General features: G+C 73.7%; 18 protein-coding genes. 5 read left to right on the top strand and 13 right to left on the bottom strand.

Features of this window, described 5'->3' with window-relative positions:
• The first annotated feature begins 13 nt into the window (after positions 1-13).
• Positions 14-2,119 carry a hydantoinase/oxoprolinase family protein gene (locus tag PHY01_RS11940; RefSeq protein WP_141278658.1) on the top strand — a complete coding sequence of 702 codons (2,106 nt, stop codon included), beginning with the start codon at positions 14-16 and terminating at the stop codon, positions 2,117-2,119.
• A complete protein-coding gene (locus tag PHY01_RS11935) occupies positions 2,116-4,407 on the top strand; it encodes a hydantoinase B/oxoprolinase family protein (protein WP_141278657.1) in 2,292 nt (763 codons plus the stop codon). Before PHY01_RS11940 ends, PHY01_RS11935 begins: the two co-directional genes overlap by 4 nt.
• A 6-nt stretch (positions 4,408-4,413) precedes the next feature.
• Here PHY01_RS11935 and PHY01_RS11930 read toward each other — a convergent pair whose 3' ends face one another.
• The 4 genes from PHY01_RS11930 to PHY01_RS11915 are packed head-to-tail and all read right to left on the bottom strand — an operon-like array spanning position 4,414 to position 8,509.
• The gene (locus PHY01_RS11930; protein WP_141278656.1) at positions 4,414-4,800 is read right to left on the bottom strand and encodes a DUF3618 domain-containing protein; all 387 of its coding nucleotides are present in this window, start codon (positions 4,798-4,800) and stop codon (positions 4,414-4,416) included.
• A complete protein-coding gene (locus tag PHY01_RS11925) occupies positions 4,797-5,237 on the bottom strand; it encodes a phage holin family protein (protein WP_141278655.1) in 441 nt (146 codons plus the stop codon). Before PHY01_RS11925 ends, PHY01_RS11930 begins: the two co-directional genes overlap by 4 nt.
• A gap of 40 nt (positions 5,238-5,277) precedes the next feature.
• Complete coding sequence (locus tag PHY01_RS11920) at positions 5,278-7,284, bottom strand: hypothetical protein (RefSeq protein WP_141278654.1); 2,007 nt, start codon at positions 7,282-7,284, stop codon at positions 5,278-5,280.
• Positions 7,268-8,509: an ATP-grasp domain-containing protein gene (locus tag PHY01_RS11915; protein ID WP_141278653.1), complete on the bottom strand. Its 1,242-nt coding sequence runs from the start codon at positions 8,507-8,509 to the stop codon at positions 7,268-7,270. Before PHY01_RS11915 ends, PHY01_RS11920 begins: the two co-directional genes overlap by 17 nt.
• Before the next feature lie 156 nt (positions 8,510-8,665).
• Between PHY01_RS11915 and PHY01_RS11910 the strand changes: the two genes are divergently transcribed.
• Positions 8,666-9,679: an ABC transporter substrate-binding protein gene (locus PHY01_RS11910; RefSeq protein WP_141278652.1), complete on the top strand. Its 1,014-nt coding sequence runs from the start codon at positions 8,666-8,668 to the stop codon at positions 9,677-9,679.
• On the opposite strand, the gene PHY01_RS11905 is transcribed toward PHY01_RS11910, so the two are convergent.
• Positions 9,669-10,070, bottom strand: a complete 402-nt coding sequence (locus PHY01_RS11905) for an STAS domain-containing protein (RefSeq protein ID WP_170183774.1) — start codon at positions 10,068-10,070, stop codon at positions 9,669-9,671. The genes PHY01_RS11910 and PHY01_RS11905 overlap by 11 nt on opposite strands.
• A gap of 133 nt (positions 10,071-10,203) precedes the next feature.
• On the opposite strand from PHY01_RS11905, the gene PHY01_RS11900 reads away from it, so the two are divergent.
• A complete protein-coding gene (locus PHY01_RS11900) occupies positions 10,204-11,145 on the top strand; it encodes a 1-phosphofructokinase family hexose kinase (RefSeq protein ID WP_141278650.1) in 942 nt (313 codons plus the stop codon).
• Between the two features lie 11 nt (positions 11,146-11,156).
• Here the strand turns inward: PHY01_RS11900 and PHY01_RS11895 are convergent, their stop codons facing one another.
• Together PHY01_RS11895 and PHY01_RS11890 are read right to left on the bottom strand one after the other, a co-directional pair.
• On the bottom strand, positions 11,157-11,717 hold the full coding sequence (locus tag PHY01_RS11895; protein WP_170183773.1) for a globin domain-containing protein: 561 nt from the start codon (positions 11,715-11,717) through the stop codon (positions 11,157-11,159).
• A gap of 121 nt (positions 11,718-11,838) precedes the next feature.
• On the bottom strand, positions 11,839-12,417 hold the full coding sequence (locus PHY01_RS11890; RefSeq protein ID WP_141278648.1) for a DsbA family protein: 579 nt from the start codon (positions 12,415-12,417) through the stop codon (positions 11,839-11,841).
• Between PHY01_RS11890 and nhaA the strand changes: the two genes are divergently transcribed.
• Entirely contained in the window at positions 12,402-13,742 is a 1,341-nt protein-coding gene (gene nhaA, locus PHY01_RS11885) for a Na+/H+ antiporter NhaA (RefSeq protein ID WP_174824107.1), read from the top strand. The genes PHY01_RS11890 and nhaA overlap by 16 nt on opposite strands.
• A 6-nt stretch (positions 13,743-13,748) precedes the next feature.
• Here the strand turns inward: nhaA and PHY01_RS11880 are convergent, their stop codons facing one another.
• The 6 genes from PHY01_RS11880 to PHY01_RS11855 form a co-directional block, all read right to left on the bottom strand.
• Positions 13,749-14,249 (bottom strand): OsmC family protein, encoded by a 501-nt coding sequence (locus PHY01_RS11880; RefSeq protein ID WP_141278646.1) that lies wholly within the window; start codon positions 14,247-14,249, stop codon positions 13,749-13,751.
• Positions 14,250-14,313: 64 nt separating this feature from the next.
• Entirely contained in the window at positions 14,314-16,668 is a 2,355-nt protein-coding gene (locus tag PHY01_RS11875) for an ATP-binding cassette domain-containing protein (RefSeq protein ID WP_246085854.1), read from the bottom strand.
• A gap of 20 nt (positions 16,669-16,688) precedes the next feature.
• The gene (locus PHY01_RS11870; protein ID WP_218030118.1) at positions 16,689-17,099 is read right to left on the bottom strand and encodes a VOC family protein; all 411 of its coding nucleotides are present in this window, start codon (positions 17,097-17,099) and stop codon (positions 16,689-16,691) included.
• Positions 17,100-17,104: 5 nt separating this feature from the next.
• The gene (locus PHY01_RS11865) at positions 17,105-17,554 is read right to left on the bottom strand and encodes a helix-turn-helix transcriptional regulator (RefSeq protein WP_141278643.1); all 450 of its coding nucleotides are present in this window, start codon (positions 17,552-17,554) and stop codon (positions 17,105-17,107) included.
• Positions 17,555-17,582: 28 nt separating this feature from the next.
• Positions 17,583-18,770: a homogentisate 1,2-dioxygenase gene (locus PHY01_RS11860; RefSeq protein ID WP_141278642.1), complete on the bottom strand. Its 1,188-nt coding sequence runs from the start codon at positions 18,768-18,770 to the stop codon at positions 17,583-17,585.
• On the bottom strand, positions 18,745-20,397 hold the full coding sequence (locus tag PHY01_RS11855) for an FAD-dependent monooxygenase (RefSeq protein WP_141278641.1): 1,653 nt from the start codon (positions 20,395-20,397) through the stop codon (positions 18,745-18,747). The genes PHY01_RS11860 and PHY01_RS11855 overlap by 26 nt, the downstream gene beginning before the upstream one ends.
• Between the last annotated feature and the right edge of the window lie 5 nt (positions 20,398-20,402).

Genomic DNA, 20,402 nt, shown 5'->3' with positions numbered 1-20,402 from the left:
AGGAGCGTGGGGCATGGCCTATGTCATCGGGGTGGACGTCGGTGGCACGTTCACCGACGCCGTGCTGGACGACGACTCCGGCACGGTCGTGGCCGCGAAGTCGCCGTCCACTCCCCCGGACTACTCCCGGAGCGTGCTCGACGCGCTGGAGCGCCTCGCCGAGCAGCTCGGCACGCCGCTCGCCACGATGCTCGCGCAGACCCACCACATCGCCCACGGCACCACCTCGTCGCTCAACGCACTGGTCACCGGCAACGTCCCCGACGTCGGCTTCCTCACCACCCGCGGGCACCGCGACTCGATCTTCATCATGAACGTGGAGGGCCGCTACCTCGGGCGATGCCCGCACGAGCTGCAGCACGTCCTGGGCCAGGCGAAGGACCACGCACTGCTGCCCAAACGGCACGCGCTGGAGGTCATCGAGCGGATCGACCGCGACGGCAGCGTCGTCGTCGCCCTCGACGAGGACCAGGCCCGGGCCGCGATCCGCACCCTGCGCGACGACGGCGTGCGCGCCATCGCGATCTCGTTGCTGTGGTCCTTCCGCAACCCCGTCCACGAGCGGCGCCTGCGCGAGCTCGTCGCCGAGCAGGACCCGGAGCTCTACGTCGCGCTCTCCAGCGAGGTCAGCCCCCGGATCCGGGAGTTCGCCCGCAACGCCACCACGATCATGAGCACCCAGATCGGGCCCGGCCTGCGCGACTACCTGGGCACGCTGGAGACGTCCCTGCGCGAGCGCGGGCTCGCCGGGCCGCTGCTGGTCATGCAGAGCAACGGCGGCGCGGTGGCGGCCGCGGAGGCCCCGGCCGCCGCGATCAGCACGGTCGGCTCGGTGCTCACCGGCGGCGTCGTCGGCTCGGTGCAGCTGGGCCGCCAGCTCGGCCACCGCGACATCATCTCCACCGACGTCGGCGGCACCACGTTCCTGGCCGGCCTGATCGTCGACGGCGAGCCCGTCCGCGACACCACCACCGTGATCAACCACCACCCGATCAACGTCCCGACGCTGCGGGTCGACGCGATCGGCTCCGGCGGCGGCGCGATCGCCTGGCTCGACGGCGGTGGCAACCTGCGGGTCGGCCCGCGCAGCGCGGGCGCCGTGCCCGGCCCCGCCTGCTACGGCACCGGCGGCACCGAGCCGACCAACACCGACGCCAACCTGGTGCTCGGGATCCTGCCCGAGCGCGGCCTGCTCGGCGGGCGGAAGGCGCTCTCGGTCGACCTCGCCCGGCAGGCGATCGACACGCAGATCGCGAAGCCGCTCGGGCTGTCGGTCGAGCAGGCCGCCGCCGCGATCCACGCCGTGCAGAACGCCCAAACCGGGGACCTGCTGCGCAAGACCGTCGTCGAGGCCGGGCACGACCCCCGCCGGTTCGTGCTCTACGCCTTCGGCGGGGCCGGGCCCGCGCACTGCGCGCGCTACGCCGCCGAGGTCGGCGTCTCCGAGGTCGTGGTCCCGCTCGGGCCGGTCGCGTCGGCGTTCTCCGCGTTCGGCCTCGCCTCCTCCGACGTCGTGCTCGCCGCGGAGCTGTCGGACCCGACGTTCGTCCCGTTCGACCCGGCGCGGGCGGAACGCAACTTCGCCGAGCTGGAGGAACGGGTGCGCGACGGGCTGGCCCGCCAGGGGCTGGCGTTCGACACCGTCGAACTGTTCCGCGAGATCGACATGCGCTACACGATGCAGCTCGCCGAGGTCACCACCCCCGTCGCCGCCGGGCCGCTGGACACCGCGGCGATCGAGGCGGCCGCCGCCGGGTTCGAGGAGCGCTACGCCGCGCTCTACGGCGCCGACGCCGGGTTCCGCGAGGCCGGGATCCAGGCCATCACCTTCCGGGTGCGCGGGGTCGGCGCGCTGCCGTTCTCCCCGGCGCTGCCCGAGGTGCCCGCCGCCGGCTCCGCCGATCCCGCCGAGGCACGGGACGGCACCCGCCCGGTGTGCCTCGACGCCGCCGCCGGGTACGTCGACACGGCCGTCTACGACTACCGGCGGCTCCGCTCGGGCCACGTCCTCGCGGGCCCCGCGATCGTGGAGGTCCCCACCACCACCGTGGTGATCCCGGCCGGGCACACCGGCACCGTCGACCGTCTCGGCAACCTGACCATCCGGAGTGCGTCGTGAGCATGCCCATCCCCGGCTCCGAGATCTTCTCGAGCCGCCCCGTCGACCCCGCGGAGCTCCAGGCGTCGCTGCCCTCGACGCTGGTCACGCACACCGTCACGCAGGAGCAGGTCGACGGGCTCGACCCGCTGACCCACGAGGTCGTGCGGCACCGCCTGTGGTCGGTCACCGACGAGATGGGCGAGGCGCTCAAGCGCATGTCCGGCTCGCCGATCGTCACCGACGCCAACGACTTCGACTTCGCCGTCTCCGACGAGATCGGGCAGGAGGTGCAGGTCGGGCTGTACAACCCGATGCTCGTCGGCGCCGTCGACCTGGCCATCTACTGGACGCTGCGGCACCGGGCGGTCAACCCCGGCATCGCCGAGGGCGACATGTTCCTCACCAACGACCCGTGGGTCGGCGGCGGGCTGCACCAGAACGACACGATGGTCTACCAGCCGGTCTTCCACGAGGGGAAGCTGTTCGCCTGGACCAGCGCGATCTGCCACGAGCCCGACCTGGGCGGCGTCGGGCTCGGCTCCTTCTCCCCCGCCGCGCAGGACGTGTTCTCCGAGTCGCTGCCGACGCCGCCGGTCACGGTGGTGCGCGACTTCCGGCTGCAGCGCGACGTCGCCGACCTGTGGGTGCGGCGCTCCCGCGTGCCGATGCTGGTGGGGCTGGATCTGCGGGCGAAGGTCGGCGCGAACAACGTCGGCCGCGAGCGGATCCTGGCGCTGATCGCCCAGTACGGCGCCGACACCGTCAAGGCCGTGATGAAGCGGATGATGGGCGACGCCGAGTCCCGGCTGCGCGGCAAGCTCGCCGGGCTGCCCGACGGGTCGTGGACCGCGACGGGCTACCAGGACCAGTCCCACGAGGGCGACCGCGGCCTGCACAGGATCACGGTGACCACGACCAAGACCGGCGACCACCTCACGTTCGACTTCACCGGCACCGACCCGCAGGCCGGCGTCGTGAACTGCACCTACGCGGGGATGCGCGGCGGGGTCATGCTGGCGCTGCTGCCGATCCTGGCCGGGGACATCCCGTGGTCGGCGGGCGGGCTGATGCGCTGCTTCGACCTCGTCACCGAGGAGGGCACGCTCAACAACGCCACCTACCCGGCCGCGGTCGGCCGCGGCCCGATCGGGCCCGCGTGGCTCACCGGCAGCCTGGTGGCCGAGTGCCTGTCGCAGATGCTCGACCACGACCTGGAGCTCGGGAAGAACGTGCAGGCCACCTGCTGCGGCACATGGGACACCGCCGTCATCGCCGGGCTCGACCAGCGCGGCGAGCAGCCGGTGCCGTTCCTCAACATCATCATGGAGCCGATGGCGGGCGGCTACGGCGCCCGCCCGCACGCCGACGGCATCGACACCGGCGGCCTGTTCTGCATCCCGATGGGCCGCATCCCCGACGTCGAGATGACCGAGTTCCTCTACCCGGTGCTCACGCTGTGGCGGCGCGAGGAGCCCGACTCCGGCGGGCCGGGGCGGCACCGCGGCGGCGTCGGCGCCTCGGTGGCGATCACCCCGCACGGCACGTCGCTGCCGATGGGGCTGGTGCTGGCCTCGGCGGGCAAGGCCGTCTCGCAGAACGCCGGGCTGTCCGGCGGGCACCCCGGCAACACCGGGCTCGACGTCGTCGCGCGGCGCAGCCGGGTCGCGGAGCTGCTGGCCGCCGGCACGATGCCGACGGAGCTGGCCGAGCTCAGCGACGAGCTGGAGCCGGGCCAGAACTACGCGTCGAGCTACCTCGCGCCCGGTGAGGTGCTGTCGATGACCTGGCAGGGCGGCGGCGGGTACGGCGACCCGCTCACCCGCGACCCGGCCGCGGTGGCCCGCGACCTGCGCGAGGAGAAGATCACCGCGGACGCCGCGCGGTCCGTCTACGGCGTGGTGCTCGCGGACGGGGCGGTGGACGACGCGGCCACCGCCGCCGAGCGGGAGCGCCGGCGCGCGCACCGCCGGGAGCGGTCCGGAGCCCCGGCGGCGGCCGGGCCGGTCGACGTCACCGCGGGGCGCAGGCTCGACGACAACCTCGTCGAGGTGCCCCGCGACGGTGGCCACACCGTGGCGTGCCGGCACTGCAGCGAGTCGCTGGGCGCGGCCGGGGCGCTCACGCTGGCGCGCTACGAGGGCCCCCCGACCGACGCCGGACCGCAGATCACCGCGACGGCGGCGGACTACGTCGACGCGCCCGTGGTGTTCCGGCAGTACTGCTGCCCGGGCTGCTGGACCGCGGTGTGGTCCGGGGTCGTACCGGCCGACCACACCGACCCGGTGGGCGCCCGGGCGGCGGGCTGACCGGGGTCAGGCGCGGCGCGCGCGCACCCGGGAGACCACGACGACCGCGAGCACCGCGGCGACCGCCGCCGCGGCGACGGCGCCGGGGCGCTCGCGCACGACCTGCGGAGCGTTGCGGTCGACCGCGGACCGGGCCCGGTCGACGCCGTCGCGCGCCTGCGCGGTCAGCTCCTCGCGGCGGGCCTGCACCCGGGCGGGGACGTCGACGCGGTGCGCCAGCTCGGAGACGGTCTCGCCGAGGTCGGCGCGCAGCTCCTCGACCGCGGCACGCCGCTCCTGCGACGACCGTGCGTCGACGACCGGCCGGTCCGGGTCGACCGGGGCGGCGGACACCGGATCGGGGGTGCCGGGGTCGGGGGTGCGGGGGTCGGGGGTGCGGTGCGTGCCGGTCATCGCCGCACCGCCGACTTCACGGTGTCCACGTCGCGCCCGACCGAGTCGACGGCGCGCTCCGGCACCGGGGGCACGGCCCGCCGGATCTGCGCGCGCCCGGCCAGCGCCAGCACCCCGGCCACCACGAACAGCACGACGGCGACGACGAGTGCCGCCAGCCACACGTCCAGGACCAGCGAGAGCCCGGCGACGGCCGCGGCGACGAGCGCGCCGAGGCCGTAGAGGGCGACGGCGCCGCCCGCACCGGCCAGCCCGGCGCCGGCGCCCGCCCGCTTGCCCTTCTCGGCCAGCTCGGTGCGGGCCAGCTCCAGCTCGCCGCGCACCAGCTCGGTCACCTGGGCCGACAACCGGGTCACCAGCTCGCCGGTCGACAGGTCTTCCGGGTCCGTCGCATGCCGGGTGGGGGTCGTCCGCCCGTCGGCGGTGTCGGTGCTCATGCCCATCGCGTACCCGTACGCCGCGGGTTCACACCTGGTGTCACCGTTCGGGTGCCGCCTGCAACGTACCCGCGGGCAGCCGGTCGGCCCCCCAGCTGCGCTCGACGTACCCGACGACCCGGGCCAGGTCCGCGGCCGGGACGCGCTCGGCGTCGCCCCGCTCGAAGGGGTCGTAGTGGTAGATGTAGAGCCGCGACGCGAACTGCTCGAACGGCAGCGAGCCCTCGCCGAACCGCTCCCCGTTGCCCGCGGTGCCGACCACCACCCCGTCGCCCCAGTCCTGGCCGCTGTCGTTGTTGGGGTTGAAGAAGTAGACCCGCATCACGTCGTGCGGGTCGGGGTGCACGCGCAGGATCGTGATGGCGTGCCAGCCGACGTAGCGCGCCGCGCTGTCGGTGACCGCGACGCCCGCCGGCTGCGGGTGGATCAGCGGCTGGTCGCCGTTGTAGGCCGGGTGGTAGCTGGCGTAGAAGTGCCGCAGGAACTCGTCGACGTCGATCAGCTTGCCGGTCTCGACGTCGACGTTGATGCGGAACCCGCGACCGGACCACCAGCCGTGGAACTCGGGGTTGACCCAGCGGTGGGGGTCGCCGGGGCGGTCGGCGCAGCGCCGGCCCATCTCGGCGTAGATGCGGTCCAGGTGCGGTACCACGATCAGCGAGACCGGGTCGAGATCGGCGGGCAGGGTCGTGGCGACGCCGCCCGTGCTCTCCCGCGACGAGATCGGCTGTCCCTCGAAGTGCATGATCAGCTCGTCGTCGCGGGCGGCCCAGACCAGGACCTGCAGCAGGTAGTCCGGGTCGTTGTAGGCCCACATCGACAGCGCCCGGGCCGACTGGCAGGTGGGGTTGTCGCCCTGGCCGACCCCGAGCGGCAGCCCGAGCATCGACAACACCCCCGACAGCAACCGGGCACCGGGGGCCGGGGACGGGCCGAAGGCCAGCGTCAGCCGCTCCTGCGTGTACGGCGAGAGGACCAGGCCGATCTGGCGCCACAGCGCGGGCTCGACGGCGGGCTGGTAGAGGATCCCGCGGTCGAGCAGCAGCGCCAGCCCGTAGACGCACTGCGCGGTCTCCGGGTGCACCGCGACGTCGATCATGCGGTGGACCAGCTTGTGGAAGCGCAGCATGCAGTCGCGGCCGGTGCCGGACAGGCCCAGCGCCTCGGCGAGCAGGTAGTCGCCCTCCTCGAGCAGGAAGCGCAGCAGCTCCGCGTGGTAGGGCGACACCAGCCCGGTGTCGTGCATCGCGCGGGCGAACCCGGTGGCCTCGTACTGCAGGCCGGCCGCGTCCATCGCCTCCAGGCGCGACCGGTAGACCCGGGTGCCCGGGTCCTCCCGGCACGCGTCGGTGGTGCCGAACAGGCTGGTGATCAGCCGGTCCAGGCCCTGCCCGGTGGCGCCCAGGTCGACGTCGGGGTCGCTGCGGTAGACCGCGATCTGGGTGATCATGTCGCGCACCTGGTCGACCTGGATCGGCCGCTGGCGCAGGATCCGCCAGATCTCCTCGACGAGGTGGTCGAGGATGCTCTCGTAGCCGACGGTCTCCCCGAGGTGCCGGAACAGGTCGCGGATCAGCTGCGCGGTGCGGCCCTGGGTGGACCGCTCGGCCTCGCTGGGCGGGGTGAACAGCAGCTCGATGTTGCGCGCCAGCACCTGCGAGAGGAACTCGTGCGCGTCGGTCGCGGAGATCGACGGGTGCGCGTACCCCCCGCAGGCGACGGCGAGCAACCGCAGCTCGCTCGCCGCCTCCAGCAGCACCGTGTCGGGCTCGGTGCTGTGCAGCGAGGCCCCGCACAGCGCGGGGACGAGGATCTCCGGGGAGTCCCAGTCGGTGCCCCGGAACAGCCCGGCCTCCTCCAGCGCGGCGGCGCGGGACTGCACCTCGGCGCAGCCCCCCGGCTGCAGCAGGACCCGCCGCAGTGCGTCGAGGACCTGCCGCAGCTTGAGGTGCTTGCCGAAGTCGCGGGTGGCCGCCATGGCCGCGACGGCGTCGTCGAGCGAGGCCAGCCGCTTGGCCAGCACCCCGGCGTCAGACGTAGAAGTCAAGTTCTTCCTGCCTCGCGAGCAGATCGCGCAACTGGTAGGGGTCGTCCCCGAAGAAGTAGACCAGGCCCCAGTGCGTGCCGAAGGCGGTGCGCTTGGTGACGGTCTCCTCCAGCGGTGCGGTGAGCTCGTGGGACTCGAAGTACTCGTGCTCCTCGGTCTCCTGCGGCATCGCCAGCTCGCTGACGACCCGGCGCCGCGGGTACACCCCGAAGCAGCCAGCGTAACCGCGGGCGTCGACGACCTCCTTGGGGAAGAACGCCGCGATCTCCTCCTCGGTGGTCTTCGGGTCGAACGCCAGCACCAGCGCCTGGTAGGCGTTGAAGCCGTAGGCGCGCTCCAGCAGCTCGAAGACCTTGAAGCCCGGCGGCCGGTAGGCGACCTCGCCGAAGTACATCTCGCCGTCGCTGGTGACGAAGTACTCGGGGTGGATGAACCCGAAGTCGATCTCGAAGGCCTTGATGAGCTTCTCGATCTCGCGCGTGATCCGCTCCCGGTACCGCTCCAGTTCGGGGGTGGCCGGGACGAACACCGAATAGCCGAGCCGGACGTACTCGGAGATGTTCAGGAACTGGATCTTCCCGTTGTAGATCCAGGCCTCCACCGCGAACTCCCATCCGTCCAGATGGGATTCCATGAGGACCGGGAACTCCTCCTCGGGAATGGTGTCGACCTCGTCGGGCGTGCGGATGACGCGGTGCCCGAGGCAGCCCGCCTTGTCGAACGCCTTGAGGTGGATCGGGTCGTTCGGGTCACCGTCGAGCTTGAGCAGCGTCTGGTTGACCCGCTTGAGGAAGCGGATCACGTCGGCCTTGTCGTGCGCCTCCTCGAAGATCCCCACCCGGATGCCGCCGAGCTGGGCGCGGCGCTTCATCAGGGCCTTGTCCCGCAGCAGCATGGCCTGGCCGAACAACCGCGGGTTGCCCATCAGGACCGCGTTGATCGCGCCCGCCCACTCGACGGTCTCCTCGTAGAGCGGGATCGCGACGTCGACGCCCGCCTGCTGCAGGGTCTCGGCGATCTCCATGGAGCGGTCGTTGAGCCGCTCGAAGTTCCACGGGATGTAGGGGATGTCGTGTTCGGTGCAGTACTCCTGCGCCCAGTCCGGGGCCACCACCACATAGCGGCGGTCGAACCGGTCGAGCGCCTCGACGGCGTTGAGGCTCCATCCCAGAACGGCGACGTAACCCTTGTCCGGATTCCGGCTGGCCGGCTCGGACGACGTCATACGGCCTCCCATTCGTGATTCGGCGAATAGCTTTCAGAAAACGATCTACGGGCGGACCCTACCCCGACCGCGCTCCGGGGACAGGTCGAGGCGTTCCCACGGAGACCCGCGCCACCTAGGATCGGTGAGGACAGGCTGTCCTCAACGGAGGTGCGCATGCACTACCTCGTCCCCCGGTCGCTGCTCGCCGTCCTCGCCGCCGCGGTGGTCGGTACGGCGTGCGCCGCACCGGACACCGCCGCCGCGCCGGAACCGGCGGCCGGCGGGCCGTTCCCGGTGACCGTCGAGCACGCCTACGGGACCACCGAGATCCCGCGCGAACCGGTCCGGGTGCTCACCCTGGGTCTGTCCGACCAGGACCCGCTGCTCGCCCTCGGCGTCGCGCCGGTGGCGGTCTACCCCTGGTACGGCGACTACGAGTCGGCCACCTGGCCCTGGGCCCGGGACGAGCTCGGCGACGCCCGGCCCACCGTGCTGGCGGGCGGGGTGCGCAACGAGGCCGAGCCACCGCTGGAGGAGATCGCCTCGCTGGCGCCCGACCTGATCCTCTCGCTCTACAACGGCACCACCGAGGAGCAGTACCGGCAGCTCTCCGCGATCGCGCCCACCGTCGTCCCCGACCGGGAGTTCCTGGACTTCACCATCACCTGGCAGGAGGCCACCCGCGCCACCGGCGAGGCGCTGGGCCGCGAGGACGAGGCACTCGCGCTGGTCGACCGCCTGGAGCAGCGCTTCGCCGACGCCGCCGCGGCGAACCCCGGGTTCGCCGGTCAGCAGGTCGTGGTGGGCGAGCGGTTCGAACCGGGCCGGTCGGTCGTGCGGTCGGGCAACGACGTGCGCGCCCGGTTCTTCGCCGACCTGGGCTTCGAGACGCCGACCGAGATCGGCGGGGTGACGCCCGACGAGTTCGGCGAGATCGTCGTCTCCGACGAGCTGATGGGCGAGCTCTCCCGCGACCTGCTGGTCTGGAACGTCGGGTTCGACCCCGAGCAGCGGGCCGTCGTCGAGGCCTCGCCGGTCTACCCGACGCTGCCGGTGGTGCAGGCCGGGCGGGTGCTGTGGATTGAGGACCCGGTGGTGTCCGGCGCGTTCAGCTGGGGCACCGTCCTGAGCCTGGACTACGCACTCGAGCAGCTGGTGCCCCGGGTCGCGGAGACCGTCACCCGCTGATCCCGGCGGCCACCGCGTCCCGGACGGTCGGGGCGTGCGCCAGGTCGGTGTGCAGGACCTCGACCAGCTCCAGGACGCGCAGCACCGCGGGCGGGCCGCCGGCCAGCACCAGGCCGGCGCCCCGCCGCCCGGCGGTGCCGCGGGCGTCGAGCAGGATCTGGATGCCCGACGCGCCGAAGAAGCCGACGCCGTCGAGGTCGACGACCACCAGGCGCACCCCCCGGCCGACGGTGGCGGCGGCGAGCGCGGCGCGCAGCATCGGGGCGGTCTCCAGGTCGACGTCGCCGTCGGGCCGGACCACCCGCACACCGGGACCGGCCCCGTCGACGTCGACGTGCAGCAGCGACTCGAGACGGTGCCGGCGGGCGCCGTCGGGCCGGTCGAAGGTCATGAGCGGTCCCCCCGGACAGGTCGGACGGTGACAGCACCTGCTCGACCGCCACGGCGAACTCTGCCGGTCCGGGCCCCCCACGGCAAGACCGGTCGGCCGGCATGCGCGACGGACCGGGCGGGTATCCCGCCGCGTGGCCGTCACCGTCGTCGTACTCGCGCCGTCCCCGCTGCTCACCGTCACCATCGAGGACCTGGCCGGGGAGCCCGACATCCACGTGCACCCCGGCGGCCAGGGGATCTGGCAGGCCCGGATGCTCACCTCGCTGGGCGTGCGGGTGGTGCTGTGTGCCGGGCTCGGCGGGGAGTCCGGCGACGTGCTGGAGCACCTGATCCCCGGCGACGGGCTGGAGCTGCGCGCGGTCCGGCTGGGTGCGCGCAACGGCGGCTACGTGCACGACCGGCGCGACGGCGACCGCACCGTCGTGGCCCAGGCCCCCGGCGGTCCGCTGGACCGCCACGAGCACGACGCGCTCTACGAGCTGACGCTGACCGCCGGGCTCGAGCACGGGACCGCGCTGCTGTCGGGCCCGCACGACGACCGCGTCGTCCCGGCCGAGCTGTACGGCCGACTCGCCGCCGACCTGCAGGCCAACGGGACCCTGGTGGCCGTCGACCTCTCCGGTGACCGGCTCACGGCCGCGCTGCGCGGGCGCCCGGCGCTGGTGAAGGTCAGCCACGAGGAGCTCCTCGACGACGGGCGGGCCGACTCCGCGGAGGCCGCCGGCCTGGCGGCCGCGATGCGGGCGCTGCGCGCCGACGGCGCGGGCACCGTCGTGGTGTCGCGCGCGGCCGACCCGGCTCTGGCGCTGGTCGACGACGACGTCGTGGCGGTGCACATGCCGCCGCTGGAGCCCGCGGAGCCCAAGGGCGCGGGCGACTCGATGACCGCGGGCATGGTGGCCGGGCTCGCCCGCGGCGACTCCCCCGTCGACGCGCTGCGCGTCGGCGCCGCCTGCGGGGCGCTCAACGTCGTGCGCCGCGGCCTGGGCACCGGCAGCGCCGACGCCGTGGCGGCACTGGCGGACCGGATCGAGATCGTCGCCTGCACGGCCGACGGGACGCCGGCCGGGTAGGACGGGCCGGCTCAGCCCTCGCCACCGGCCGGCACCGGCGAGACCTGCTCGCGGGGCCGCGGCACCGCGACCGGCACGGGGACCTCCGGGACGGGGACCTCCGCCGCGGCGGCGGGCACCGGGGCGTCGAGCGCGTCGGCGCCGGCGACCATGTGGGTGGCGACCCACTGGTAGAGCGCGATCCACGACGAGCTCAGCGCACCCGAGTACGCCGGGCCCGCCACCTCGCGCACGGCCCGGGTCAGCGCGTGGCCGATGTAGAGGTAGTGCCGGTTCTGCACGCCGTAGCGGGTGCGGTGCGCGGCCCCGAGCGCCTGCAGGGTGACCTCCAGCTCCGCGGTGTCGCGCGTCGCGATCTGCGCGATCGCGCCGAGCAGGACGTCGGTCATGGTCTGCATCTGGTCGGTCATGTCCGCGGCGAACATCCCGCGCAGCTGCGGGTCCATCTCGAACAGGTTCGCGTAGAACACCTCCGCGAGCCGGACCGGCCGTTGCGCCACCGCCGCGCACGAGGCCTGCACCGCCTCGATCACCGCCCGCGACGGGGGCCGCACCTGCCCCGGACCGCTCACCACACCCACCTCGAACCGCACACCACACCGTCTCCCGTCGCCCCGTGCGGGGCACGTGTCACGGCCCCGCACCGGTGTATCGGCCCCGGGGCGCGATGCGTTGCGCACTTCGCGTGACGAACTAGCCGGCGGGCTCCGCCTCGAGCGCGGCCACCAGGTCGTCGACGGTGCGCGGGCCGCGGTACATCACCCCGTTGACGAACAGCGCGGGCGTGCCGCGCACCCCGCTGCGGACCCCGGAGTTGAAGTCGGCCTCGACCCGGTCCTCCACCCGCTGGGTGGCCGGCCAGACCACCGAGTCCGGCGGCACGCCGATCTGCTCGGCGTAGCGGCGCAGGTCGGCCTGGGTCAGCGCGGGCTCGTCGCCGGACATCAGGAGGCGGTACATCGGCCAGAACTGCCCGGTCAGCGCCGCCGCCTCGGACGCGAGGGCGGCCGGGAGCGCGAAGGGGTGCAGCTCGGCGAGCGGGAAGTGCCGGAACGCGAACACCAGCCGCGATCCCAGCCGGTCCAGCACCTCGTGGACCACCGGTACCGCGGCCCGGCAGTAGGGGCACTCGAAGTCGCCGTACTCGACGAGCGTCAGCTCCGCGCCGAGCACGCCCTTGAGATGGTCGTAGGGCCCGACCGGCGGGTCCAGTGGCGCGCTGCTGATCGTCGGCCTCCTAGGGAATGATCGAGCCCGTGACGACCGCGACACTAGCCGAGCGGGGCGAACTCAGCCGCGCCGCCAAGGCGTTCCTGCGCACGGAGTCGGGCTCGGCGGTGCTGCTCCTGGGCGCGGCCGTCGTGGCCCTGCTGTGGGTCAACCTGGGCCGGGGCTACGAGGAGTTCTGGCACACCGAGTTCTCGCTGCGGATCGGCGACACCGAGCTCACCGAGGACCTGCGGCACTGGGTCAACGACGGGCTGATGGTGCTGTTCTTCTTCAGCGTCGGGCTGGAGATGTCGCGCGAGGCGGTGCTGGGCGAGCTGCGCGGTGCCCGGGCGATCGCGGCGCCCGCCCTGGCGGCGGTCGGCGGGCTGGTCGTGCCGGCGCTGCTGTTCCTCGCCTTCAACGCGGGCGGGCCCGCGTCCGGGGCCTGGGGCATCGCGATCTCCACCGACACCGCCGTCGTCGTCGGGGTGCTGGCGCTGGTCGGGCCCCGCTGCCCCGACCAGCTGCGGGTGTTCCTGCTGGCCCTGGCCATCGTCGACGACATCGGCGCGGTCGCCGCGATCGCGTTCTTCTACACCGACGACGTGCAGGTCACCCCGCTGCTGCTGGCCGGGGCGCTGTTCCTGGCCCTGCTCGCGCTGCGCTACGCCCAGTTCTGGCGCACCCCCCTCTACGTCGTGATCGGGCTGGTGATGTGGCTGGCCGTGCTGGAGTCGGGTGTGCACCCCAGCGTCGTGGGGGTGGCGCTGGGCCTGCTGGTCAACGCCTACGCGCCGCGCCGCGACGACATCGACCAGGTCGCGGTGCTCGGCCGCAGCTTCCTGGTCGACCCCAGCGCACAGCGGGCGCTGGCCACGCAGGCGGCGGTCACCGAGGCGGTGTCGCCCAACGAGCGCCTGCAGCTGCGTATCCAGCCGTGGAGCAGCTACGTCATCGTGCCGCTGTTCGTGCTGGCCAACGCCGGGGTGCCGCTCGACGGCGCCACCCTCGCCGCCGCCGCGACCTCGCCGCTGACCTGGGGCATCATCGTCGGGCTGACGGTCGGCAAGGTCGTCGGCGTCAGCGCGGGCACCTGGGTGGCCCTGCGCACCGGCATCGGGCGGGTACCCGACACGCTGCGCTGGGGGCAGCTCCTCGGCGGCGCCGGGCTGGCCGGGATCGGCTTCACCGTGGCGCTGTTCGTCACCGACCTGGCGCTGGACGACCCGCTGCTGGTGAACGAGGCGAAGATCGGGATCCTGACGGGGTCGCTGCTCGCCGCCGGGATCGGCTGGGCGATCTTCCGGTTCGCCGGCGAGCGCGGCGGGCAGTGCGCGCCCTCGGGGCTGCCGGTGCTGCCGCCGCGGCCGTGGCGCCCGCCCGCCTGAGCAGGCTCAGCCCGTCGTGAGCGTGGTGGTCACCGGGGTCGGACGGGTGAACAGGTCCAGCACGGGGCAGTGCTCGTCGACCACGGCCTGCAGGCGGGCGTAGGTCTCCGCAGGCTCCGGGCCGGTCAGCCGGACCGCGACGCGGATGGCCCCCGGCCCGGGCCGGACGGCGTCGTCGAACCCGAGGAAGCCGCGGACGTCGAGATCGCCCTCGACGGCGAGGTGCACCTCGTCGAGGGCGATCCCGAGCTTCGCCGCCCACACCCGGTAGGTCACGACCTGGCACGACAGCAGCGCGGCCAATGCGGCGTGCACCGGGCTGGGGGCGGCGTCCGCACCGCCCAGCGACGGGGGCTCGTCGGCGGTGACGGTGTGCCGGCCCACCGTGACGGTGCTCGCCACCCCGGTCGTGGCGCGGCCGTCGGCCCGGAACACCAGCAGGCCGCGGTCGGGATCGGCCAGTGCCCGGCCGGTGGCCGCGACGAGGTCGGCGAGGGGCGGGGTCACGGGCTCCTCCGGGGGACGGCTGCCGCCGAACGTAGTGCCCGCCGCCGCGGCAAGGAAGGCGGCCTCAGCCGACGTAGGCCGCCAGGTGCTCCCCGGTGAGCGTGGACCGCGCGGCGACCAGCTCCGCCGGGGTGCCCTCGAACACGACCCGGCCGCCGTCGTGGCCCGCGCCCGGGCCCAGGTCGACGATCCAGTCGGCGTGCGCCATGACCGCCTGGTGGTGCTCGATGACGATCACCGAACGGCCGGCGTCGACCAGGCGGTCGAGCAGGCCGAGCAGGTTCTCCACGTCGGCCAGGTGCAGGCCGGAGGTCGGCTCGTCGAGGACGAGGACCTCACCCTTCTCCCCCATGTGCGTGGCCAGCTTGAGCCGCTGGCGCTCGCCGCCGGACAGCGTCGTCAGCGGCTGGCCCAGGGTGAGGTACCCGAGCCCGACGTCGGCGAGGCGCTGCAGGATCTTGTGGGCGGCCGGGGTGCGGGCGTCGCCGGAGCCGAAGAACTGCTCCGCCTCCGCCACCGGCATCGCGAGCACCTCGCTGATGTCGCGGCCACCGAGGTGGTAGTCCAGCACCGAGGCGTCGAACCGCTTGCCGCCGCACTGCTCGCAGGTGGTGGACACCCCGGCCATCATCCCGAGGTCGGTGTAGACGACACCGGCCCCGTTGCAGGTGGGGCAGGCGCCCTCGGAGTTGGCGCTGAACAGCGCGGGCTTCACGCCGTTGGCCTTCGCGAACGCCTTGCGGACCGGCTCGAGCAGCCCGGTGTAGGTGGCCGGGTTGCTGCGGCGCGAGCCGCGGATGGCGCCCTGGTCGACCGCGACCACGCCGTCGCGCCCGGCCACCGAGCCCTGGATCAGCGAGCTCTTGCCCGACCCCGCCACCCCGGTGACGACCACCAGCACGCCGAGTGGGATGTCGACGTCGACGTCGCGCAGGTTGTGGGTGGCGGCGCCGCGCACCTGCAGCGCCCCCGACGGCGTGCGCACCGCGGTCTTGAGCCGCGCGCGGTCGTCGAGGTGGCGCCCGGTCAGGGTGCCGGCGGCGCGCAGCCCGTCGACGGTGCCCTCGAACACGACCTCGCCGCCGTCGGTACCCGCACCCGGGCCGAGGTCGACGACGTGGTCGGCGATCGCGATCGCCTCCGGCTTGTGCTCGACGACGAGCACGGTGTTGCCCTTGTCGCGCAGCCGGAGCAGCAGGTCGTTCATCCGGGCGATGTCGTGCGGGTGCAGGCCGATCGTCGGCTCGTCGAAGACGTAGGTGACGTCGGTGAGCGAGGAGCCCAGGTGCCGGATCATCTTGGTGCGCTGCGCCTCGCCGCCGGACAGCGTGCCCGAGGGCCGGTCCAGCGACAGGTAGCCCAGCCCGATGTCGACGAACGAGTCCAGCGTGTGGCGCAGCGACCCGAGCAGCGGTGCCACCGACGGCTCGTCGAGGTCGCGCACCCAGGCGGCGAGGTCGGTGATCTGCATGGCGCAGGCGTCGGCGATGTTGACCCCGCCGATCCGCGAGGACCGGGCGTGCTCGGCGAGGCGGGTGCCGTCGCAGTCGGGGCAGGTGGTGAACGTGGCGACGCGCTCGACGAAGGCGCGGATGTGCGGCTGCAGCGAGTCGACGTCCTTGGACAGGTAGGACTTCTGGATCTGCGGGACCACCCCGGTGTAGGTGAGGTTGATGCCCTCGATCTTGATCTTGGTCGGCTCCTTGTACAGCAGGTCGTGCAGCTCGCGCTTCGTGAACCGCCCGACCGGCTTGTCCGGGTCGAAGTAGCCGCAGCCGCGGTAGATGCGCCCGTACCAGCCCTCCATGCTGTAGCCGGGGATCGTCAGCGCGCCGTCGTTGAGCGACTTCGTCGCGTCGTAGAGCTGGGTCAGGTCGATGTCGTTGACCGAGCCGCGGCCCTCGCAGCGCGGGCACATGCCGCCGGTGATGCTGAACTCGCGGCGCTCCTTGAGCTTCTGCCCGCCCTTCTCGAACGTCACCGCGCCCGCCCCGCTGATCGAGGCGACGTTGAAGGAGAACGCCTGCGGCGAGCCGACGTAGGGCTGCCCGAGCCGGCTGAACAGGATGCGCAGCATGGCGTTGGCGTCGGTGACGGTGCCGACGGTGGAGCGCGGGTTGGCGCCGAGGCGCTCCTGGTCGACGATGATCGCGGTGGTGAGCCCGTCGAGCACGTCGACCTCGGGGCGGGCCAGCGTCGGCATGAAGCCCTGCACGAACGCGCTGTAGGTCTCGTTGATCATCCGCTGGGACTCCGCGGCGATCGTGGAGAACACCAGCGAGCTCTTGCCGGAGCCGGAGACGCCGGTGAACACGGTCAGGCGGCGTTTGGGCAGCTCGACGTGCACGTCCTTGAGGTTGTTCTCCCGGGCGCCCTGCACCCGGATCAGGTCGTGGCTGTCGGCGACGTGGGCGCTCATCGGGTCTCCGTCCGTACCGGTCATCGCACCTCGAAGATGCGGATCATGTTGCCCGCCGGGTCGCGCAGCGCGCAGTCGCGCACGCCCCACGGCTGGTCGGTCGGCTCCTGGACGACGTCGGCGTCGCCGGCCTGCAGCCGCTCGAACGTGCCGTCGAGGTCCTTCGTGGCGAGGTTGATGCTCGCGTAGGTGCCCTTGGCCATCATCTCGGAGATCACCCGGCGCTCGTCGTCGGTGACGCCGGGGTCGGCGGCGGGCGGGTGCAGCACGATCGAGGTCCCGGGCTGGCCGACGGGGCCGACCGTGAGCCAGTGCAGGCCGCCGTACTCGACGTCGTTGCGCAGCTCGAAGCCGAGGGTGTCGCGGTAGAAGGCGAGCGACGCCTCGTGGTCGTCGTGGGGGAGGAAGCAGTGGTAGATGCTGAGGTCCATGACGGTCACGCTAGGTGCGGCTCTCGGGCCGGTGCTTCTCGATTCCTGACCGGTCGGGTCACCTGCCTGGCCACGCACGGCGGCATGCCCTGCGCCGCGTCGGCGTGCTCGCGCCGGTAGACACTGGGCGGCACCCCGACCAGCTCGGTGAACCGCGTGCTGAACGTGCCCAGCGAGGAGCAGCCGACGGCGAAGCAGACCTCGGTGACACTGAGGTCGCCGCGGCGCAGCAGCGCCATCGCGCGCTCGATGCGCCGGGTCATCAGGTAGCTGTAGGGCGACTCGCCGTAGGCCAGCCGGAACTGCCGGCTCAGGTGCCCGGCGGACATGTGCACGCCGCGGGCGAGCGCCTCGACGTCGAGCGGGCGGGCGTACTCCCGGTCGATCCGGTCGCGCACGCGGCGCAGCCGGGCCAGGTCGCGCAGGCGCTCCGCCTCGGAGGGTCGGCCGGTCACGCGGGAGATCGTGCCACGCCCGCGGCGGTCAGCGCCGCGACCAGCTCCACGCGTACACCCCGTCGTCGACCTCGCGGCCCGCGGCGCCGAGCCCGAGGGGTCGGAAGGTGTCGACCATGACGGCGAGCTCGTCGAAGAACTCGGCGCCGATCGACCGTTCGGCCGCCCCGGGCTGCGGGCCGTGGGAGTGCCCGCCGGGGTGCAGGCTGACCGAGCCCGGCCCGATGCCCGAGCCCCGGCGCGCCTCGTAGTCGCCGCCGCAGTAGAACATCACCTCGTCGGAGTCGACGTTGGCGTGGTAGTAGGGCACCGGGATCGCCAGCGGGTGGTAGTCGACCTTGCGGGGCACGAAGTTGCAGACCACGAAGTTGGCGCCCTCGAACACCTGGTGCGCGGGCGGCGGCTGGTGCACCCGCCCGGTGATCGGCTCGAAGTCGGCGATGTTGAAGGTGTAGGGGTAGAGGCAGCCGTCCCAGCCGACGACGTCGAACGGGTGCTCGGGCACGACGTAGCGGGTGCCGGCGATCCCGGTGCCGTCGCGGTGCTTCACCAGCACCTCGACGTCGGTGCCCTCCACCAGCAGCGGCTCCCCCGGCCCGTGCAGGTCGCGCTCGCAGTACGGGGCGTGCTCGAGTAGCTGGCCGTAGCGCGAGAGGTAGCGCCTCGGCGGGGCGATGTGCGAGTTCGCCTCGATCGCGTAGAGCCGCAGCGGCTCCCCGCCGGTCGGGACCCAACGGTGGGTGGTGGCGCGCGGCAGGACCACGTAGTCGCCCTGGCGCGCGTCGAGGGAGCCGAAGACGGTCTCGACGACCGCGGTGCCGGACTCGACGTACACGCACTCGTCTCCCAGGGCGTTGCGGTAGAGCGGGCTCGGCTCCCCCGCCACGACGTAGGACAGCCGGACGTCGGCGTTGCCCAGCACCAGCCGCCGGCCGGTGACGGCGTCGGCGGTCTTCCGGTCCTGCCCGGCGGACAGGTCGTGCAGCCGCAGGTGGCGCGGCAGCAGCGGGTGGTTCGGCGTGGTGGACAGGTCGCCGACGTCCCAGACGGTCGCGTCGCGGACCGCCGAGGGGATGCCGCGGTGGTAGAGCAGCGACGAGTCCGCCGAGAAGCCCTCCTCCCCCATCAGCTCCTCGCGGTAGAGCCCGCCGCCGGGGGCGCGGTGCTGGGTGTGCCGCTTGGGCGGGACGTCACCGGCTCGCCGGTAGTGCGCCATCGTGGACCTCCTCCGGGTGCGCGACGGCCCGGTGCAGCGCCGCGACGATCTGTGCGGTGGACGGGCGGGGCAGCACCGCGGCGACGTGCGCGTCGGGCCGCACCACCCAGACCTCCCCCGGCCGGGCGGCCAGGGCCGCGGTCAGCGTGCCGCCGGGGTCGACCTCGGGCAGCGCCAGCACCCGCGCCGGGCCCGCGACGGCCGCGGCGGCCCGCCGGGCGGGCTCCGCGTCACCCGCGGTGAGCAGCAGGAACCCGTCGCGGGCCAGCTCCCGGATCCGTACCGGCCCGCCCCCGGGGACGGTCACGGGGGCGTCGGGCAGCAGGACCCCCGGCCCGGCCGGGTGGACCTGCCCGCGGGGCGGGCGACCGCGGAAGGGCCGGGTGGGGTCGGGCGTGGTCAGGGGCGAGTCGACGTACCAGAACGGCTCGGCCAGGCGCCCGGAGTCGACCCGGGCCCGGGCCGCCGGGTCGACGGCCGCGGCGGCCAGTACGGCGGCGCGGTGCCGGGCCGCCCGCTCGTCCTGCGGGACCAGGAAGTCCATCGTCGCGGTGGTGACCGCGAGGTTCTCCCCGGCCGCGGCGTGCCGCTCGTCGTGGTAGCTCTCCAGCAGGCGCTCCGGCGCCCAGCCGCGCCCGACCCAGGCGATCTTCCAGGCGGCGTTCTCGGCGTCGGCGACCCCGGAGTTGAGCCCGCGGGCCCCGAACGGGGAGAACAGGTGCGCGGCGTCGCCCGCGATCAGGACGCGCCCGCGCCGCATCCGGTCGGCGCAGCGGGACTGGAAGCGGTACACCGACATCCAGACGATCTCGTAGGCGGTGTCGCCGACGATCCGCCGGATCCGTTCGTCCAACGCGCCCGACGCGGCCTCGGCGTCGAGGTCGAACGAGGCGGGCACCTGCCAGTCGATCCGGAACGTCGAGTCCGGGCACGGGTGGATGAGGACCTGGCGGCCGGCCGAGCTGGTCGTATCGAGCCAGGTGGGGTCGAAGTGGAACCGCCGCTCGGCGGCCCACCCGGGCAGGTCGGCGCGGATGTCGCAGATCAGGAACCGGTCGTCGAAGCCGCGGCCCTCGAAGCGCACCCCGAGCCGGGAGCGGACGTCCTCGCTGCGCGCGCCGCCGCAGACCACCAGGAACGGCGCGCGCAGCACCACCTCCCCCGACGCCGTCGCGCAGCGGACCGTCACGCCGCCCCCGTCCTGCCCGACGTGCACCACGCGGTGGTCCCAGCGCACGTCGACCAGCGGCTGCGCGGCGATCACCTCGTCGAGGATCTGCTCGGTGCGGCTCTGCGAGAGGTTGACGAACGGCGGGAACGCCGGGGCGCCCGGCTCGGTGAAGGTGTGGCTGAACAGCTCGTCGTCGCGGTGGAAGGTGCGCGCGGTGGTCCAGGTGAGGCCCTCGTCGGCGATCCGGCGACCGGCGCCGACGGACTCCCAGACGTCGAGCACGTCGCGCTGCTGGCAGATCGCCCGGGATCCGACGGCGTCGCGCGCGGGGCGCAGGTCGAGCACGACGGCGGGCACGCCCCACCGGGCCAGCAGCAGCGCGGTGGTCTGCCCGACCGGCCCCGCCCCGAGTACGGCGACCGGCGGGTGCGGCCACGGGGCGGGTGGTGACGACACGGGGC

It is taken from the genome of Pseudonocardia hydrocarbonoxydans (genome assembly GCF_006539565.1).
GTDB classification, from domain to species: Bacteria; Actinomycetota; Actinomycetes; order Mycobacteriales; family Pseudonocardiaceae; genus Pseudonocardia; species Pseudonocardia hydrocarbonoxydans.
This window is presented reverse-complemented; position numbering and strand designations above follow the sequence as displayed.

What these genes read in the sequence shown, in the direction of transcription:
- PHY01_RS11940 (WP_141278658.1), top strand. Translation starts at nt 14, where the DNA reads ATGGCCTATGTCATCGGGGTGGACGTCGGTGGCACGTTCACCGACGCC.
- PHY01_RS11925 (WP_141278655.1), bottom strand. Translation starts at nt 5,237, where the DNA reads ATGAGCACCGACACCGCCGACGGGCGGACGACCCCCACCCGGCATGCG.
- PHY01_RS11875 (WP_246085854.1), bottom strand. Translation starts at nt 16,668, where the DNA reads ATGAGCGCCCACGTCGCCGACAGCCACGACCTGATCCGGGTGCAGGGC.
- PHY01_RS11910 (WP_141278652.1), top strand. Translation starts at nt 8,666, where the DNA reads ATGCACTACCTCGTCCCCCGGTCGCTGCTCGCCGTCCTCGCCGCCGCG.
- PHY01_RS11860 (WP_141278642.1), bottom strand. Translation starts at nt 18,770, where the DNA reads ATGGCGCACTACCGGCGAGCCGGTGACGTCCCGCCCAAGCGGCACACC.
- PHY01_RS11905 (WP_170183774.1), bottom strand. Translation starts at nt 10,070, where the DNA reads ATGACCTTCGACCGGCCCGACGGCGCCCGCCGGCACCGTCTCGAGTCG.
- PHY01_RS11930 (WP_141278656.1), bottom strand. Translation starts at nt 4,800, where the DNA reads ATGACCGGCACGCACCGCACCCCCGACCCCCGCACCCCCGACCCCGGC.
- PHY01_RS11915 (WP_141278653.1), bottom strand. Translation starts at nt 8,509, where the DNA reads ATGACGTCGTCCGAGCCGGCCAGCCGGAATCCGGACAAGGGTTACGTC.
- PHY01_RS11870 (WP_218030118.1), bottom strand. Translation starts at nt 17,099, where the DNA reads ATGGACCTCAGCATCTACCACTGCTTCCTCCCCCACGACGACCACGAG.